The organism is Planococcus sp. NCCP-2050, assembly GCF_023708025.1.
GTDB lineage: Bacteria > Bacillota > Bacilli > Bacillales_A > Planococcaceae > Planococcus.
The window spans coordinates 1,365,103-1,378,909 of record NZ_BRCX01000001.1 but is presented as its reverse complement, the minus strand read 5'-3'; the positions used below and the strand labels follow the sequence as shown (position 1 = coordinate 1,378,909).

The window sequence follows — 13,807 nt, the reverse complement described above, 5'->3', positions numbered from 1 at the left end:
CTAAATCAACTCCAATTAAACCAAAATATACAGGAGGTTTTTATACATGTTCTTTCACACTGGCGAACTTCAATACCATTCAAAACCGGACTCTCCAGATCCGGTATTTGCTAAAAAGGTCCAAGAACTGATCGGTGGGCAATTCGGTGAAATGTCCGTAGCGATGCAATACTTATTCCAAGGATGGAGCACGAGAGGCAACGAGAAATATCGTGACTTATTAATGGATACCGGTACACAGGAATTAGGGCATATTGAATTACTTGCTACGATGGTAGCCCGTTTACTAGAAGGTGCACCAGTTTATGAACAGGAAAAAGCGGCACAAGATCCAATCATTGGAGCGATTATGGGCGGTATGAATCCGCAGCATGCCATCGTTCACGGTTTAGGGGCATCTCCTAAAGACAGCAACGGTGTTCCATGGAATGCCGGCTATATTGTAGCAAGCGGTAACTTGTTGGCGGATTTCCGTGCCAATGTTAATGCGGAGTCGCAAGGACGCCTGCAAGTTGCAAGACTTTACAGCATGACTGATGATCGTGGTGTAAAAGATCTATTCTCATTCCTTATCGCACGCGACACCATGCACCAAAACCAATGGTTAGCAGCGATTAAGGATTTAGAAGCGAAAGAAGGTCCTATCGTTCCTTCAACTATACCGCCAGAATGGGAAGCGACAGAGTTCTCGCATATTCTTTATACAAATCCAGAAACAAGCACAGCTTCTCAATTGCCATGGGTCAGCCAACCGGCACCGGATGGCCATCCGATTACGGTGGAAAAACCCGCGCCTTTGAGTGGCCGCCCAGTATTAAAGCCAGCTCCTCCAGAAGCACATGATACACTTCCGGCTGAAGATATGAAATAATGGCAAAAAGACACAAGCCTCTTTTAAAAAGAGGCTTGTTTTATTATGGGAGATGAGTGGATGGCTAACGCACCATGGGCAATGAAACAGGAATGGCATCATGTAGTTTTTCTTCACTGGCCGGTTTCAGCAGAATCTTTGCGGTATAAAATACCAGAAGAGCTGGAAATCGATGAATTTAATGGGACAGTCTGGATCAGCTTGGTTTTGTTCAAAGCGGAAAAGACCCGGGGCAGGTTTACGCCGCCGATTCCGACCGTGGAATCCTATAACGAATTGAATGTCAGGACTTATGTGAAATATAAAGGGCGGACAGGCGTCTATTTCTTCTCTTTAGATGCAGACAGTTTTTTAGCTGTCAAAGCTGCAGGAACAGGCGGGTTTCTGCCTTACCGCCATGCGGATATGGAATATGATCAACATAAAGGGCAGTGGGAATTCACCAGCAACAGAACACATAAAGGTTCTTTTCCGGAATCGCTACATTTAAAATTCCGTGTAGTTTCAAAGCCCATTCAATCGAATCCATTTGAACACTGGCTGACCGAACGCTATTGTTTATGGACAAAGCCGCAGAAAAACCTATTGCGCGTGGATATTAGCCATATACCTTGGAATTTGCATTATGTAGAAGGGGAAATTGAAGTCAATACGATGGCCAACTTTCTGGCGAAAGACCTGCACCAAGAAAAAGCGATTTCCCATTATGCAAAACCCGTAAAAGTGTTATTTTATCCGCCAGTAATTGAAAAATAAAAGCTGCCGAAGTATCTTCTTCGTCAGCTTTTATTTCATATTAAGATTGTCTCGGTTCATCATGGGTGGTGGTGTGAGAAGTTTCTTTGCGTTCCCATACACGCTTCGTTAGGTAGATATGGAAGAACCATTCGCCGATAGCAATAATGATTGCAGAAAAGATAGCTGGCATGATTAATGAAGATTCCGGATTCTCGATCCAGACCATCCCGAGCAGCCAGACGAGCAAGAATACAAGAACCAAATCGCCGCCTGTTGCAATTTTGTTCGAAGTTCTTGGGTAAATCACCAAATCCCCGATAAAGCCAACGACGGTTATCACGAGGCTGATTAAGAAAATATCGATCAATTCGATTCCGTAGACAAGGCCGAGTATCACAAATAATACGGCGAAGACCATCGCGAATTTCATAAGGATTGCTTCAATATATCTCAATTCTGTCACCTCCCTGCAGCGTTCTTACTTCGTTTTACCCGAAATGAAATCAAACAATCCTATAAATAACAAGTTTTTTCCAAAGAAAACCCAGTCTTCCAAGAAGACTGGGTTTTCGCGAAAGTTTAAGAAGAAATGAAGTCGCCTCCGTTGACATGAATGGCTTGCCCCGTAACGTAAGTTGAATCTTTTGAAGCGAAATAAACGTAAGCTGGAGCTACCTCAGATGGCTGGCCTCTCCGTTCCATTGGTGTATCGCCGCCATGCACGCCTACTTTTTCAGCGTCGAAAGAAGCCGGAATCAACGGTGTCCAAATAGGTCCGGGAGCTACAGAATTTACCCGGATTCCTTTATCGCTTAAGCTTTGCGACAATGAACGGGTGAAAGTCGTAATGGCACCTTTGGTCGCCGAATAATCGATCAGTTCAGAGGAACCGCGATAAGCAGTGACCGATGATGTGTTAATAATCGAATCTCCTTTTTGCATATGCGGAATAGCTGCTTGGCTCAAGTAGAACATACTGAAAATATTCGTTGTGAACGTCTCCATCAATTGATCAGGTGAGATGTTCAAGAAATCATCTTGCGGGAATTGCTTGCCAGCATTATTAACTAAAACATTCAGTTGGCCAAATTCTGAAATGACATCCACGACCAGTTGGTTGCAGTTTTCAACGTCGGATACATCCGTCGCCGATTTAAAGGCTTTCACGCCGTAAGATTCGATTTCTTTCACCGTTTTTTCTGCATCTTCGTGTTCATCCAGATAAGCAATGGCGACATTAGCGCCTTCTTTAGCGAATGCGATTGCGACCGCCCGGCCAATTCCGCTATCGCCTCCGGTAATTAATGCCACTTTCCCTTCCAGTTTGCCTGCCCCTTTATAATCTTTATCGTCATAAATAGGTTCCGGAGACATGTCATTTTCAAATCCAGGCTGTCTCTCTTGTTCTTGAGGGTCTACTTGTTCATCGATTTTTTCGAATTTATCTTCTGCCATGTAAAAGTCCTCCTTGAAATAATGTCTAATTTATTTATTCCCCAATTAGATGCGGATAAACGCTGATAGGCAAACAAGCAGGGGCAAATCAGTCCAACAAAAAAAGAGCGGCAAGCCGCTCCTTTAGTTTTCTCCTGTGACAACGCCGCATGCGACGCGCTCGCTGGATTCTTCGGATTCAAGGACCAATGAAGTACCGCCTTCTTGCAGTAAGGAATTTTCTTCCTCTGTTTTTAAGGTGAATCCTTCAGCTGTCAGTTCTTCTTGTACCGTCCCATCATCGCCAACATCAACTGATGGCAATTCTTCTCCATACACTTCACCGGCTGTTTGGAAGTCAGGGACTTCGCATTTTCCGGCATCCAGAAATTGCACTTTATGTGTACCCGTTTCAAGGTCTGTCAAATCAAGTACCACGGTAACGCCGTTTTCTTCATCATTAATTTCTGCCGTTCCGATCGCATCGCCGTCCGAATTCATCAAATCGACCGTTACGAACATTAAATCTTCGCTGGACCCCTCATCTGAATTGTCTTCGGCTTCCTCACCGTTCGGCGGATTTTCTTCGCCTTCATTTACGTTCTCGTCTTCGACTTCTGTGGCACCATCTGTTTCAGTGGCCGGTTCCGTTTCTGAATTATCGTTTCCGCAGGCTGCGAGAATAAGAAGAAATGCGATTGCCAGCACAAGCATGAACCAACGCTTCATCTGATCACCCCTTATTTGAAATTGGTTTATTCTCTCATTACACATTTTCATATGAAAATAAACTCTTTTCGCCTAAAGCACTTCTTTTGTAGGAGTAAATTTAAAAAGCTGCTAGATAATTAGGGGCGCCTTTTGCGGCCGAATAAAAGAAACAGGCTGGCGGCTAAAGACAGCACGGATACAATCAGTGAAGCCTTAAAGAATGGAGGGCGATAGCTAAACGAAATCTCGTTTCTTCCTTTTTCAAGAGGCACTGCCGCAAAAGCGTAATTGGCTTTTAATACATTGACTTCTTTTTCATTGACTTCAGCACGCCAACCTCTTTCAAAAGGAATGGCAGTCGTTAAATAGGGTGCTTCTTCTTGATTGTCGTATACCATTTCAACTGAACTGCCATCAATGTCGAGTTGGCTTAGACCTGATTCTTTTTCTGTTTGCTTTTTTAATAGATCGTATGGCTCTTCGTAAATCTCAATATCACTTAATGCATAGCTTCCTTTCGGAAGACGTAAAGATATTTTTTCCGCCGCTTCAGTACGGATGGTCAAATCATCCACAAAGGTCCGGTAAATGGAGTCATTTGCTTTCCGCGTAGTGTAATAATCGTTGATTTTTAATGGGAATCCGGACGAAGCTGCAAAATTTTCCAGATGGAACGAGATGTACAAGTCGCCATCCGTAAAGGCAGAATTCTTTCGGATGAAATCCAATCCGCCTTCATCCTCTGTAATTTCCAGAACGCCATCTTCATAAAGGGCATCAGCTTCGACTATTTCGAATCTATCCGCCTTGTTCTGAATTTCCAGTAATTCATCTTGCCCGCCAGTGCCATCAAGTACGACGCCAGCCAGCATGGCATGTTCACGCATTAATATTGGAGCATCTGCCAGTTGCTGCTCTTGATAAACGGCAGAAGCTGTGCGGGCGAAAGGCAGAACAAATGGGTTTTCATAAACCGTGTAATGGTCAGAAGAAAAAGCTTCAGTAAATCCATAAGGGATGTTGCTGTCGTCTTTTGGCAAGATGATGTATTTTCCTTGCAGCAGGCTGTAAAGGTTGGTGCGTTTGCCGAGTGTTGCATAGCGGCTGACACTTTCGCGGCCCATATCGATTTCCAAATCATATAGATAAAAGTACAGCAGATTTTTATTGAGGATGCTGGAATAAGCGCTCAATCCGCGGAAGTCCTGGACAATAGGCGTATTATTTCTCACACCTTCCATCCATTCGATGCGATAATTTCCGCTTGGTTCCTGATTGTTGATTTGAGCCAGAAGCTCCCTGATTTCGGCATTGTCATATTCGGATCCGGTCAATAATTCTTCACTCACTTGCCCAATTCGTCCGGTTTCAAGCAACTTCTCGACTTGATAGAGGTTTGCAAAGCCGAGGAGAAAAACCAGGAGAAAGGCGATAAAGGCATTTCGAATCCGGACAGATTTCCATTTGATGAGGGAGTAGCTGAAAAGTAAGCTTATCAAAAGGCTTATGAATACAAGGATCGTGGATAATGATTGCCATTCGAAAAGTTCGTCTGCAACACCCGTATAGACGAATAGGAATAACGTGATAAGAGAAGCGGCTAAAAATTGCCTTCCTGTAATATTAGGCAATTCACGAAGCCCCACAGCAATTGCACCACCAACCATCAGAGAAAGAAAATATTCCCACCGGAATTGAGGGGCTGAAAAGCCATTGAATATACTGGCCGCTAATGGACTGAAATGAAGAAGGATACCGATTGCCGCAAGAATCGCAAACAAACGGAATGTCCGGTTTCGGTAAAGGCGCCCCATAAATAACATTAAAACAAAAATTGCTGGCAGCACAATATAGCGGCTTGTAAATAGAATATTATCGGTAAAGTCCAACCGAGCGATTTCCTGTTCAAAAGCAGGGCGATGGTTATTTAAAAATGCATAAACCGCTGGTATGAAAGAAACAGCACTGATGCCAAAACCAAGCAACCCAGCCCAAAGGAACGTCCATAAAGCGTGTAAGCGTTTTGTCTCTCCAGCTGAAAGCGGGATGAATAACCGAACTGCGATATAAATCGCAGCTAACAAAAAGTTAATATACGAAAAATAGAAATTATCAATCATGGAAATTGAAACAGCCAGCAAAAACCAGCCAGGTTTCTGTTCACGGAAAACCTTCTCGATGCCAAGAATTAATAAAGGCAGCCAGAGAAAGGCGTCTGCAAAAAACTCCCAGTATACCGTATGGCGGAAATACATGCCCGATATGCCGTAGATAGAGGCGCCAAGCAAAGCCGAAATCCATGGGATTTTCATATACATAAACAGCCTCGTCACAATGAACAAAATAAAAGTGAGGCGGACGATGCTGATGAAGACAGCGGCATTCGCCCAAAACAGAATATCAGCGGACTGGATAAGGCCGATCGTTTCAAGCAGAAAAACAATAAAGACGCTTACCAAAAAGACAATGGATGTCGAGAAGTAATAGGAAAGCTCGCTGAACGTTCCGGCTCCTAGCCCGAAATCGAAAGAATAGAAAAATTCCCCGGAAGTGTACTGGTCATACAATAACTTTTTGAAAGGAAGCATCTGCGAACTGCCGTCATCGATGCCGACCATAAAGTGGCTGCGTGTCCATTGATAAAAAAAGACCGCATGAGCAACGAACGCTAAAAAGAAGCTGCCGGACAATAAATACAGATTGAAGAAACGACTGCGCATAGATTCACCGTCTTTTTGCGAATTTTGGTGTTGCTGTGCCTTTTAAAATTTTGCTGGAAATGACAAATGTGATGGGCACAGTAAATATGACTGCAGCAAACGGAGCAATGTTGCTGTCCAGTTGCAGCCATTCCACAAAAACAAATACTAAAAAAGTGGATACGGAAATATTCACTACTTGAGTAAGCGGAAAATACAAATACTTTTTCAACGTAGGTTTAATTTTATAGGTTACATAACAATTCAAGAAAAATGAGATGTTCAAGCTGATGAAAAAACCGATCAGATGCGCTGCCATATAAGGCAAGGAAAACAGATTATGCAAAACAAGATAAATACTGTAATACGTGAGTGTGTTGATGACACCGACAACGACGAAACGAGTGAATTCCGTATTCAGTTTATTGAAGTTCATCATATTCATCCACATTGCTGACGTCGATCAAGAAATTCGGCCGCTGCTTTGTTTCATTGTAGATGCGGCCAATGTATTCACCGATTACTCCAAGGCTAATCAATTGAATGCCTCCTAAAAAAAGAATAGCAGTGATCGTTGTGAAATAACCGGGGGCGCTATTTCCATTTTGCATGATTTGATAAAAAGTCCAAATAATATAGATGATGGAAAGGAATAGGACGAGAAATCCGGTGTAAAAACAGACGCGGAGCGGCTTTAAATTAAATGAAATAATGCCGTCGATGCCGTAATTGACCAAACTGCCGAAGGACCATTTTGACGATCCTTCGCTTCTCAGCACATTGTCATAGCAAATGATTTTTTTACTCAAACCAATCCAAGAGTAGATTCCTTTCGAGAATCGATTGCTTTCGCTAAGGGCCAAGATGGAATTGATTGCTTTTCGGCTCAATAACCGGAAATCTCCTTCACCGTCGACAAAATCAACGTCGGTGATGGAATTGACGATTTTGTAATAGGCGGAAGAAAGCAAGCTTCGCATTTTCGATTCACCGCTGCGGGAACGTTTGGCTACAACTTGATGAAATCCTTCTTCAAAACCGGCGATCATTTCCCCGATCATTTGAGGCGGATGCTGCAGGTCGCTGTCCATCAAAATAGCCGCGTCTCCTTTGATGCGGCTCAAGCCGGCAAGGATCGCGGATTCCTTTCCGAAATTTCTTGTCAGCGAAATGTATTTGACATTCGGATGTTTCTCAGCCAATTTTAAAATCTCTTGAAGGGTACCGTCTCGGCTGCCGTCATTGATGAACATAATTTCATAATGGTAAGGAAGCGGTTCGAGTTCCTCGGCCAGCCGGTTGAACATCCGTGGAATATTGGCTTCTTCATTAAATGCCGGAACTACGATGGAGACCAGTTTCATATCGCATTCCCCTTTCAGTATGTATCGTATTTCTCTATGATTCTGTTTACCCTTCCCGCTTTAAAAATATGCTTGCATTTTTCTTTCCGCAAAAGCTTTACAGAATAATTTTAGAAATGAAACTTATTCCATTTACAAACGTAGTATATTCTATCAGCTATTTTTAAAGTTTTGCGCGGCTATCAGCAAGTGTTGTCAATTATAAGGCGGAAAGAATTCATCGTAGCTGTGCAATGACCCTTAATAATTGAAATTTTCCAGATTTACAAATACTATTAACTGTAAGTACATAAAGATGAATGGAGAGTGCTAAGAATGGCTATTAATCTTGTAAAAGGTCAGAAAATCGATTTGACAAAAGGGCGTTCAGGTCTTTCGAGCATCATGGTCGGCCTCGGCTGGGACCCTGTTGAAACGAAAAAAAGCGGCGGTTTCCTAAGTGGATTGCTTGGAGGCGGCGGTGGCGGAGCAGACGTTGACTGTGACGCATCTGTCATCATGCTGGACGAAAATGGCAAACTGAAAGGCAAAGAAAACCTGATTTACTTCGGCAACAAAAAAAGCAAGGACGGCAGCGTTGTCCATTCGGGCGATAACTTGACTGGAGAAGGTGAAGGGGACGATGAGACGATCAACATCGACCTTAAACAAATCTCCCCTTCTATTCACCGACTGGTTTTCGTTGTAAATATCTACAACGCAAAACAGAAAAAGCAAGATTTCGGCATGATCCAAAATGCTTTCATCCGTTTAGTGGATAATCAGTCAAAAGAAGAATTGGTGCATTACAACTTAACAGAAAACTACGCAGGTAAAATGTCATTGATTCCTGGCGAGTTGTACCGCCAAGGCAGCGAGTGGAAATTCTCTGCAGTCGGTGAAGGCACAACAGACGCAGACATTAGTTCAATTGCAAACAAATACGCTTAAGGAGTGGACGAGTAAATGGCTATTAACTTATCAAAAGGACAAAAAGTAGACTTAACAAAATCAAATCCAGGACTATCTAAAGTGGTAGTTGGCCTTGGATGGGATACAAATAAATACGACGGCGGACAGGATTTCGATTTGGATTCATCCGTATTCTTATTAGATGCAAGCGGCAAAGCAGCTTCAGAGGCTGATTTTATTTTCTACAACAATACAATCGGCGCTGGCGGTGCTGTAGAGCATACTGGAGACAACAAAACCGGAGAAGGCGAAGGGGACGATGAAGCGGTGAACATCGATCTTTCTGCTATTCCTTCTTCTATTGAAAAAGTCTCATTCGCTATCACTATCCATGACGCAGAAGCACGCGGCCAAAACTTCGGCCAAGTCAGCAATTCATACGTACGCATTGTGAATGCTGGATCTAACGAAGAGCTGATCCGTTATGACTTAGGCGAAGATTTCTCTATCGAGACGGCAATCGTCGTAGGGGAGCTTTACCGCCACGGAGCAGAATGGAAATTTAATGCGATTGGCAGCGGTTATCAAGGTGGACTAGCATCACTTGTTAAAGACTTTGGTTTAGATAGCTGATTTTGCACAAGTAGAAAGCAAGGGGCCAGTCGTCTCCTTGCTTTTTTAGACTCGATTAAAATTTATTTGTTTAATTGTGCCGGGAGGACGGAAGATGAAACATTTCAACGTATTGACTAATTCGGATTTAAAAGCGTTTTTTAAATATTCCCCGACAGAGTTCTCCCGTGATACGGCAAGGGAAACATTGGGGCTTGCATTGGGTGCAGCTCTTTATACGCCAGGTTCCAGACGAGATATCGCTACGAAAATACTGGCTGGGAACTACAGCCGGGGAGCATTCTCAGGATTAGCCACTTTAATCATTTGTTTAGAAGATGCTGTAGCCGATTCGGAATTGCCTGAAGCTGAAAAGAATGTGGCAGACCAGTTGAAACGTCTCCATGCAGCAAATCCATACCAGCTTGCTGTGAGTCCGGCACTTTTTTTGCGGATCCGCAGTGCAGCTCAGCTGGATGCACTGATTGCGGCTGCAGGGAAAACACTCGGTGTTTTGACTGGAATCGTTTTTCCGAAATGCGACACTGAAAACCTTCGCGCTTTTTTCCAGGCGCTCGATCGGGCAAGTGAAGCAGCAGGGCGCAATTTATACGCTTTGCCGCTCCTTGAGACAAAAGAAGTCCTTTATAAGGAAACGAGACAGCAAACTTTAAAGGAAATTTATGGGATTTTGAAAGAGGAAGCGGATCGCATTCTGACAGTGCGCGTCGGAGCTACAGATTTTTCCAGCCTTTATGGCCTGCGGCGTCCAGTCGAACGCACTATATACGATGTTCATGTGGTCCGAGATTGTCTAGTGGATATCCTCAATCAGTTTGGGCGGGCAGAAGACGGGTTTACCGTTTCTGGTCCTGTATACGAGCACTTTTCGACCGTCCATTTTCCATTTGTAGCCTCAGAAGCTGAAAAAGTTTTATGGGAAGAAGTGCAACTGGACGTTTTAAACGGCTTTAAAGGAAAGACTTGCATCCATCCGTCCCAAATCATGACTGTAAATGCAGGATATATTGTTACAAAGGAAACTTACGACGACGCATCCCTGATTCTTGCAGAAAGCGGCAAATTCAATGGGATCCTGCAAAGTCCGACACGCAATAAAATGAATGAAGTAAAACCGCATTTAAGCTGGGCAAGAAAAATTGCCGCCCAGGCGGAAGTCTATGGGGTGCTGAATGAAAACTTTAAACCAATCGATGTCCTCAACCACATTCGATCAAACCAATTATCAACTCAATTATAAATTGTGGCAGCATCTGGATCTGGCTGTGACAGTCCGCGAGGCCTATCAGGGCTTGCCGGCAGAAGCACTTTTTTCAATGGGCCTTCGGGTCAATAAGAAACGCCAGTTCCTTTTTATCAGCAAACTGATAGCCAAGCACCTTGCTGTGTCTCCGTCTGTTGCACTGGGGACCGGCAGCTTGTTGGCTTCTTTATTGATGGAAAAAGAAGGGCTTCCCAAAGTTCCTCAATCTTCAGAGCTTGTGCGGATTTTGAAAAGCGGGGCGCCGAATCCGGCGGCTACTAAAGACTCGCTTCGGCATATGGCAGCGTTGCCGGAGAAAACCGTATTTATCGGAATGGCAGAAACGGCTACTGGACTCGGGCATTCCGTCTTTCAGCATTTTGAGAATGCTTTTTATATCCATACGACCAGGGAAAATATTAGCGGTTTGACGCCATCATTTGTTTTTGAGGAAGAGCATTCACATGCTACATCGCATAAAGTGTATGCGCCCAAAGGGCTGTTGGAAGACGCAGAAGCGATCGTTCTAATCGATGATGAAATTTCAACCGGCAACACACTGATTAATTTAATCACGGCTTTGGACGAGCAGTTTCCAGGCAAAAAGTATACCTCCCTTTCTATTTTGGATTGGCGCAATGAGGAACAGCAGAAGAAGTTCGGCCAATTGGCTAAGGAACGAAAAATTGAACTAGCAGTGTTGTCCTTGATGGCCGGGCAGTTCGAATTGAAGCACGGTTCTTCTCCTGAGGAACCGGCAATCGAACAATTAGCAAGCGGTGTGCCCAATCAGCCACAGGAGATTGCTGAAGCAGACATGCTTCCTTATGAATCTTCTACAGGGCAGCGATACATAGGATTGACTGGAAGATTCGGACTGTCGAGCGAAGAGCAAAAGGCAATCGACAGCTGGGCATCGAATACAGTCGAGAAACTTGAGCAAAAAGCCAAAAAACCTTTAGTGGTGGGCATAGGCGAAAATATGTACTTGGCGCTCCGGTTCGGGCTTGCGCTTAGCGACGATTCGATTGTCCAAACGACCACAAGAAGCCCGATTTTCGCTTCGACTAAAGAGGGCTATCCGATTCGCGAGAAAGCGAGTTTCCAACTGCCGGATGCAGACGGAGTAAACCAGTTTATCTATAATTTGAACGGATTGGATGTTGACCGGATTTACCTGCTGGCCGAATCTGTTTCAGATCCAGCGGCATGGAGTCCGTTAATCAGTTATTTGGAGAAGAAAGCGCCAGTCGAATGGATTTCATTGACGGCAGCCAAAAGGAGGAATTCCACTCAATGATTGCTACGGGATTAGTGAGAACCAGTTATCCGAAAGAAGATATCACATTTTTATTGAAAGATGTCACAGCTGATTTCGAGGAAAGCACCTTAGAAGAACGTGAAAATGCCGTCCGCACTGGAGCGCATTACGCGGAGCGTCTGCCTATGGAATATCAGCCATCTCAGGAATATACAGAACTCTACCATGCAACTGTTGAGACAACTAAAGAGCGCCTTAGCCATCTGGTGGGAGTAGTATCTCGGCGCATCTTGCTAAATGCACAAACTGAGGATGTCGTGCTCGTATCGCTGGCGCGGGCCGGAAGTCCGATCGGCATTTTGATTCGCCGGTATGCGGAACAAATACTCGGATTGAACTGGCCGCATTACAGCGTTTCGATTCTTCGGGATAAAGGCATTGATGTAAAAGCGATCGAAACCATCCGTAAGGCGCATCCTGAAAGCCGCATTCAATTTATAGACGGATGGACTGGCAAAGGGGCCATTCAAAAAGAGTTGACGAAATCCGTTGATTTGTTGAATAGCCGGGAAGATTGGAATTTACATGATGATATGGCAGTTTTAGCCGATCCGGGCGCCTGTGCCGTGCTATTTGGAACGCGGGAAGATTTTCTGATTCCAAGTGCTTGCTTGAATTCAACGGTTTCCGGTCTTGTCAGCCGCACCATTTTAAACGAACGCTATATTGGGGAAGATGATTTTCACGGCGCTAAATTTTACGAGGAATTAGTGGCAGAAGACTTATCCAATAATTTTGTAGATGAAGTAACTGCTTGTTTCCATCTAACTTCCGAGGCGGTTGAAAAAGAAGTTTTATCCACTCCGGTGACTGCCGAAAGAACGTGGCAAGGAATGAAGGAAGTGGAAGAAATTGGCGCGAAAATGTATAGTGAAACGGATTACCACTTGATCAAGCCAGGTGTCGGCGAAACGACACGTGTACTATTGCGCAGAAGCCCTTGGAAAGTGTTAGTGAATGACTTAGAACATCCAGACGTCCAACACTTGCTGATTTTAGCTAAAGAGAAAAATGTGCCTGTTGAAGTTGTCCCTGAATTATTCTATCGTTCAATTGGATTGATCAAGTCAGGAAAAGAAATATGACGATCCTATTTGCCAGTGACTTAGACCAGACATTAATCTATTCGAAGAGGTCCATGGGAGAACAGGTGGCGGAATCCGATTTGCGGGAAGTTGAACGCTTTGAAGGCAACCCGCAGTCCTTCATGACGGAAACGAGCCAACAAACGCTTCATGAGTTAACGGAAGAACTTTTCTTCTTGCCTGTCACGACTCGGACGCAGAGTCAGTATGAACGCGTTACCGGCATCTATAAAGGAAATGAGGCGCCGAAATTCGCTGTCATTTCTAACGGTGCCGTCATTTTGGAAGACGGCGAACCGATCAAAGAATGGTCAGATCACATCCGAAAACAATGCGTCAGCAAGAAAACCATTGTCGAAGAGCTTTTGCCAAAAATTGATCAGCATTTCTCGGAAGACTGGGTTCTGCGCGTGAGAGAAGCAGACGGATGGTTCGTCTACTTGATTATTGACCGTGAAAAATTTCCGGACGATAAATTAGATTTTTATACAAAGACTTTCCGCGAAATCGGCTGGTCGATGTCGCTCCAGGGAAGAAAACTTTATTTCATGCCTGAAAGCATTACAAAAGCAGGAGCTATGCAATATGTAAAAGAGCGTCTCGGCGCTGACTATGTTGTGGCAGCTGGAGATTCACTTCTGGATCTCGATTTGCTTGAAAGTGCAGACCTTGGACTATTGGCTGCCCACGGCGAAGCAGTAAAAAGCCGGGTGCCTGTTTCAGCGCATATTGAAATTACCGAAAAACAAGGGATAAAAGCGGGAGAAGAAATACTTTTCCGCGTGAAGCAAGAAACTTTGCAGCATAAATAATGTAG

General features: G+C 44.1%; 14 protein-coding genes. 8 read left to right on the top strand and 6 right to left on the bottom strand.

Features of this window, described 5'->3' with window-relative positions; all coding sequences use genetic code 11:
- Positions 1–46 precede the first annotated feature (46 nt).
- Both NFU07_RS06740 and NFU07_RS06735 read left to right on the top strand, forming a co-directional pair.
- Positions 47–871 (top strand): manganese catalase, encoded by an 825-nt coding sequence (locus tag NFU07_RS06740; RefSeq protein ID WP_251476075.1) that lies wholly within the window; start codon positions 47–49, stop codon positions 869–871.
- A gap of 60 nt (positions 872–931) precedes the next feature.
- Positions 932–1,627: a YqjF family protein gene (locus tag NFU07_RS06735; protein WP_251476073.1), complete on the top strand. Its 696-nt coding sequence runs from the start codon at positions 932–934 to the stop codon at positions 1,625–1,627.
- 40 nt (positions 1,628–1,667) lie between these two features.
- Here the strand turns inward: NFU07_RS06735 and NFU07_RS06730 are convergent, their stop codons facing one another.
- The 6 genes from NFU07_RS06730 to NFU07_RS06705 form a co-directional block, all read right to left on the bottom strand.
- Complete coding sequence (locus tag NFU07_RS06730; RefSeq protein WP_251476071.1) at positions 1,668–2,063, bottom strand: DUF2512 family protein; 396 nt, start codon at positions 2,061–2,063, stop codon at positions 1,668–1,670.
- A 125-nt stretch (positions 2,064–2,188) separates the two neighbouring features.
- Entirely contained in the window at positions 2,189–3,064 is an 876-nt protein-coding gene (locus NFU07_RS06725) for an SDR family oxidoreductase (RefSeq protein WP_235197280.1), read from the bottom strand.
- Positions 3,065–3,187: 123 nt separating this feature from the next.
- Positions 3,188–3,772, bottom strand: a complete 585-nt coding sequence (locus NFU07_RS06720) for a superoxide dismutase family protein (RefSeq protein WP_251476069.1) — start codon at positions 3,770–3,772, stop codon at positions 3,188–3,190.
- Positions 3,773–3,891: 119 nt separating this feature from the next.
- Positions 3,892–6,474, bottom strand: a complete 2,583-nt coding sequence (locus NFU07_RS06715) for a YfhO family protein (protein WP_251476067.1) — start codon at positions 6,472–6,474, stop codon at positions 3,892–3,894.
- Between the two features lie 4 nt (positions 6,475–6,478).
- Complete coding sequence (locus NFU07_RS06710) at positions 6,479–6,889, bottom strand: GtrA family protein (RefSeq protein WP_251476066.1); 411 nt, start codon at positions 6,887–6,889, stop codon at positions 6,479–6,481.
- Positions 6,876–7,817 (bottom strand): glycosyltransferase family 2 protein, encoded by a 942-nt coding sequence (locus NFU07_RS06705; RefSeq protein WP_251476064.1) that lies wholly within the window; start codon positions 7,815–7,817, stop codon positions 6,876–6,878. The genes NFU07_RS06710 and NFU07_RS06705 overlap by 14 nt, the downstream gene beginning before the upstream one ends.
- 315 nt (positions 7,818–8,132) lie before the next feature.
- Between NFU07_RS06705 and NFU07_RS06700 the strand changes: the two genes are divergently transcribed.
- The 6 genes from NFU07_RS06700 to NFU07_RS06675 all read left to right on the top strand — a co-directional run bounded on the left by NFU07_RS06700 (position 8,133) and on the right by NFU07_RS06675 (position 13,802).
- Positions 8,133–8,747: a TerD family protein gene (locus tag NFU07_RS06700; protein WP_251476062.1), complete on the top strand. Its 615-nt coding sequence runs from the start codon at positions 8,133–8,135 to the stop codon at positions 8,745–8,747.
- 15 nt (positions 8,748–8,762) lie between these two features.
- Positions 8,763–9,341: a TerD family protein gene (locus NFU07_RS06695; protein ID WP_235197275.1), complete on the top strand. Its 579-nt coding sequence runs from the start codon at positions 8,763–8,765 to the stop codon at positions 9,339–9,341.
- Between the two features lie 94 nt (positions 9,342–9,435).
- Positions 9,436–10,581 carry an HpcH/HpaI aldolase/citrate lyase family protein gene (locus tag NFU07_RS06690; RefSeq protein WP_251476060.1) on the top strand — a complete coding sequence of 382 codons (1,146 nt, stop codon included), beginning with the start codon at positions 9,436–9,438 and terminating at the stop codon, positions 10,579–10,581.
- Entirely contained in the window at positions 10,514–11,884 is a 1,371-nt protein-coding gene (locus NFU07_RS06685) for a phosphoribosyltransferase family protein (protein ID WP_251476057.1), read from the top strand. The genes NFU07_RS06690 and NFU07_RS06685 overlap by 68 nt, the downstream gene beginning before the upstream one ends.
- Complete coding sequence (locus NFU07_RS06680) at positions 11,881–12,990, top strand: cysteine protease StiP family protein (protein WP_251476055.1); 1,110 nt, start codon at positions 11,881–11,883, stop codon at positions 12,988–12,990. The genes NFU07_RS06685 and NFU07_RS06680 overlap by 4 nt, the downstream gene beginning before the upstream one ends.
- On the top strand, positions 12,987–13,802 hold the full coding sequence (locus tag NFU07_RS06675) for an HAD family hydrolase (RefSeq protein ID WP_251476053.1): 816 nt from the start codon (positions 12,987–12,989) through the stop codon (positions 13,800–13,802). Before NFU07_RS06680 ends, NFU07_RS06675 begins: the two co-directional genes overlap by 4 nt.
- The last annotated feature ends 5 nt before the right edge of the window (positions 13,803–13,807 follow it).